Origin of the sequence: Halorubrum tibetense, assembly GCF_042661865.1 — an archaeon.
Lineage (GTDB): Archaea > Halobacteriota > Halobacteria > Halobacteriales > Haloferacaceae > Halorubrum > Halorubrum tibetense.
The window spans coordinates 1-3,630 of record NZ_JBHSWW010000249.1 but is presented as its reverse complement, the minus strand read 5'-3'; the positions used below and the strand labels follow the sequence as shown (position 1 = coordinate 3,630).

Annotated in this window: 2 protein-coding genes; one reads left to right on the top strand and one right to left on the bottom strand. The window is 69.6% G+C overall.

Annotation, left to right across the window (positions count from 1 at the left end; translation table 11 throughout):
* Positions 1-2,530: transcriptional regulator FilR1 domain-containing protein (locus ACFQEU_RS13010; protein WP_465261148.1), on the bottom strand; the 2,530-nt coding region annotated here is incomplete at its 3' end.
* A gap of 101 nt (positions 2,531-2,631) precedes the next feature.
* Here ACFQEU_RS13010 and ACFQEU_RS13005 point away from each other — a divergent pair.
* Positions 2,632-3,630, top strand: a 999-nt coding sequence (locus ACFQEU_RS13005) for an aldehyde dehydrogenase family protein (protein WP_379782815.1), incomplete at its 3' end; no start/stop codon positions are given.

Sequence of the window (3,630 nt, the reverse complement as noted above, 5' to 3'; positions counted from 1 at the left end):
CGAAGTGGTCCATGGCGACGTCGTGATCGCCACGTCGGCGGGCGACGTCTCCGAACCCGCGCTGTCGTTTCGCCTCGCCGATCGCCGACGCCGGCCGCCACGCGTCGAGGGCCTCCGTCGCGCGTTCGAGGTCGCCCGCGTCGATGTACATCCGGGTGATCCACTCCGGGGGGCGCTCCCGGAGCGCGTCCGGACACGCCTCGGGGAGATCGATCCAGGAGTACCGGACGCGGCCGTACAATCCCGCGAGCCGGGGAAAATCGCGCCCGACACCGTACACCGCCCGGGTCGTCGTCGCAGCCCACTCCGCGGGGTCGCGTTCGATCTCGTCGATCGCGGGAGCGTCGCCGCCGAACACCCGTCGGATCCGCGACCGCCTGGCGGGGTCGTCGGCGAGCGAGAGCAGGCGCGTCACCACGCGACCTACCCGCCGGGCGACCACGGGCTCCGGGTCACGTTCCAACAACCGCTCCAAGAACAACGCCGACCACTCCTCGTGAACGAGTCGAGTCGAGCCGTCTGGGGCGGACACCAGCACCGTTCCCTCCAGCCGTTCGAGGGCACGTCGGATAGCGTCGGGTCCGGTTCCGGATGCGTCACTCGCGTCGGAACGCAAGTTCGCGTCGGAACCGGCGATCGATCCGTCTGCGGACTCGCCCGTCCCGTCGAGGAGGGCGTACGCGAGCGAGCGAACGTCGTCGGCACCGGCGACGTTCAACACGGTAAGGAGCGTCGCCACGTCCATCGTCGGGGCGGGGCGGCCGGCGATCTCCCGAACCGCGCGGGCGACTTCGTCCTCCAAGGCGCTCCGCGCCGCCGGCTCCCCGCGGATCGGTGCGACCGAATAGGCGAGCCGGTGGACCAGCCGCGACACCTCTCCCTGACTGCTGTGTCCGCCGCCGTCCGCACCGCCGTCCTCCTCGCCGGCGCCTCCGACGCCGATCGCCTCCTGTAGGGTCGTCGGGTCCGCCGTGAGGGACGCGTCGGTCGTCGTGTCGACGTGATCGATGAACCGCTCGACCTCCTGCGCGTCGAGCCGGGGCATCCGAACCGTTTCGACCACCCGTCGGTACGCGAGGTCCGCGGGCGAAAGCGACAGGTCGTCGGGGTCGTCGTACGCCGCCTCGCGGGCATCGAAGAGGAACGAGACGTCGGAGCGCTCGGCGAGTCCTCTGGCTACCGTCATCGTTCGCGCCGCCTCGGGATCGACCACGTCCTCGACGACGACGAGAGCGTGTCCGTCAGCCGCGGAGGCACGCTCACGGAGCGTCTCGACGGCGGTGAACGTCCCCTCGGCGTCGCCCCGACGGTACAGGACCGGGCCGCGACCCGACCGATGCCAACGGACCGCGACATCCCGACACACCGTGCTCTTGCCGCTTCCCGGCGGGCCGACGAGGGCGTGGTCCGTCCCGTCGTCGAGCCCCGTGAGGAGTCGGTCGGCGATCGCCTGACGGCCGTCACCTTCAGGGGTCGGCGCGGTTCGTTCGACGACGTGGCCGGCCGCGACCTCGGCGAAGCTGGGCGAGGCGCGGAGGGGACCCGTCGGGTCCGCCTCCCTCGTGAGGCGGTCGTCGTCCAGAACGCTGAACCCTTGTGCAGTCAGGGACATCCCGTCGGCGGCGGCCGTCCGACCGATGAACCCGCCGGGTGCCGTATCCCCGCCGTCGTTTTCGGAGAGGTCGGCGAGCTCGCCGGTCACTTCGTCCCCGTCACTCGCGAGCGACCGGACACGGCTGCGCGCCCACTCGATCGCCGCCGAGTCGGTCGACTCGGTGATCCCGTGAAGTCCGCCCTCGTCGTCGAACACGAGGGTGAGACATACCCCATCGGTGACGACGATCCCGACATCGACGCGGTCGGTGGTGGCGACAGTCGTGCCGGGGGCGCTCGCGACGGCTGCGATGTCGGCAGGGAACCGGGTTCTCGCGTGGCGGTACAGCGCGTTGTCGAGGACGAGCGTAACGCCGTTTTCACCCGTTCCAGGGTCGACATGTATCTCCCCGTCGGTACTGTTACCACTGCCCGGTCCATCGCCGCTGGCGAGGTTCCGAAGCCGATCGAGGAGTCGGGGATACGGAAGGGTCGGCACGGCGATGTCGGCGACCGTCGCGTCGACGACAGCGCTGTCGAGCCGTTCGAGCGGTCGGTACGGGTCGGGGCCGGCCGCGCGATACGTGTCTGCATTACGGAGGGCGACCGGGGAGAGATCGATACTAGCCCCCAGCGGGGAGAGGACCTCACGGGTGTCGTCGACATCAGCCGCGGCGGTGAGGAAGTCGCGATAGCTCGACGCGAGGAGCCGCCCCGTGAGCGTCGTCCGATAGCCGTCCGTCTCGCGGGTGACGAGGCTCTCGTCTTCCAGCTCGTCGATGGCGCGGTTCACCGTCGACCGCGAACAATCCATCTCGTCGACCAGCTCGTGTTTCCGGAACGCTCCGCCGGAGAGCGTCTCAAGGAAGTCGAGCCGCCGCTGTACGACCTCGACGAGCGCCGGCGGGTCGTCCATGTATCTGCTGAGTGGTACCATTCCCCATTATCATAACTGTTTCTCCTCGGAGATGTCGTTTCAGGGGGTGACATGATACATCACGGGGTGAGAATATGACGGATGCGGACACACGATAGTCTATGACTGGAGACGTTACGACGGATGACGGGCCGGCGGGACGAGTCGTAAACGCGGTGACGGATGCCAGATCCGCGGGGAGCGAGCTGGCCGACACCGACGATCGCGAGCTGACAAGCGTCGTGGAGGCGGTCGGCGACGCGCTGACCGACCCGGATACCGTCGCACGACTCGGACGGATCGCGGCCGACGAGACCGGACGCGGACACCCGGACGCGAAAGCCGAGAAGATAACCACGGTGTTGCGGGGCGCACGGTCCACGGTTCAGGAACGCGCGACGACCGGGGTGATCGACCGCGACGGGCAGCGAGGAACCCTGACTGTGGCTCGACCGGTCGGGGTCGTCGGTACCTCGGTCCCGGCGACACACCCGGTTGTCGTGCCGGCCGTCGTCTCGCTGTACGCGCTGGCCGGCCGCAACCCGGTCGTGTTCGCACCGTCCCCGTCAGCGATGGAGACCTGTGATGTCGTCGTCGAGACCGTCCAACGCGCGCTCTCGCGGACCGGCGTTCCGCCGGAGTCCGTCTCGACGGTCCCCGCACCCGCGTCGAAGCCGAGCACTGACTCGCTGTTCGAGCTGGTCGACCTCGTCTGCGCGCCGGGTCCCGAGACGACGGTTGCCGCGGGGCAGCGCTGTGGCACCCCTAACCTCTGTACGAGTGCTAACGGGCTTGTCTCCGTCGCGGACGGGACCAACCCGGCGACCGACGTGGCGACACACGTCGCTGTCGGTGCCACCTACGACTTCGGGTCACACCCCGCCGCCGACGCGGCGGTCGTGGCGACGAGCGACACGGTCGGCGACCTGTTGTCCGCGCTTCGGTCCGAGGGCGGGTACGTCCTCGGCGAGCGTGAACAGGACCGACTCCGGTCACTCGTGACGCGCGAGAACGGCGGGCTCCCCGAGGCCGCGTGCGGCTGTTCGCCGCGCTGGTTGACAGCCGAGCTCGACCTCCCGCCGGATGCGCGGAACGCCGCCTTCCTCGTCGCGGAACCCGTC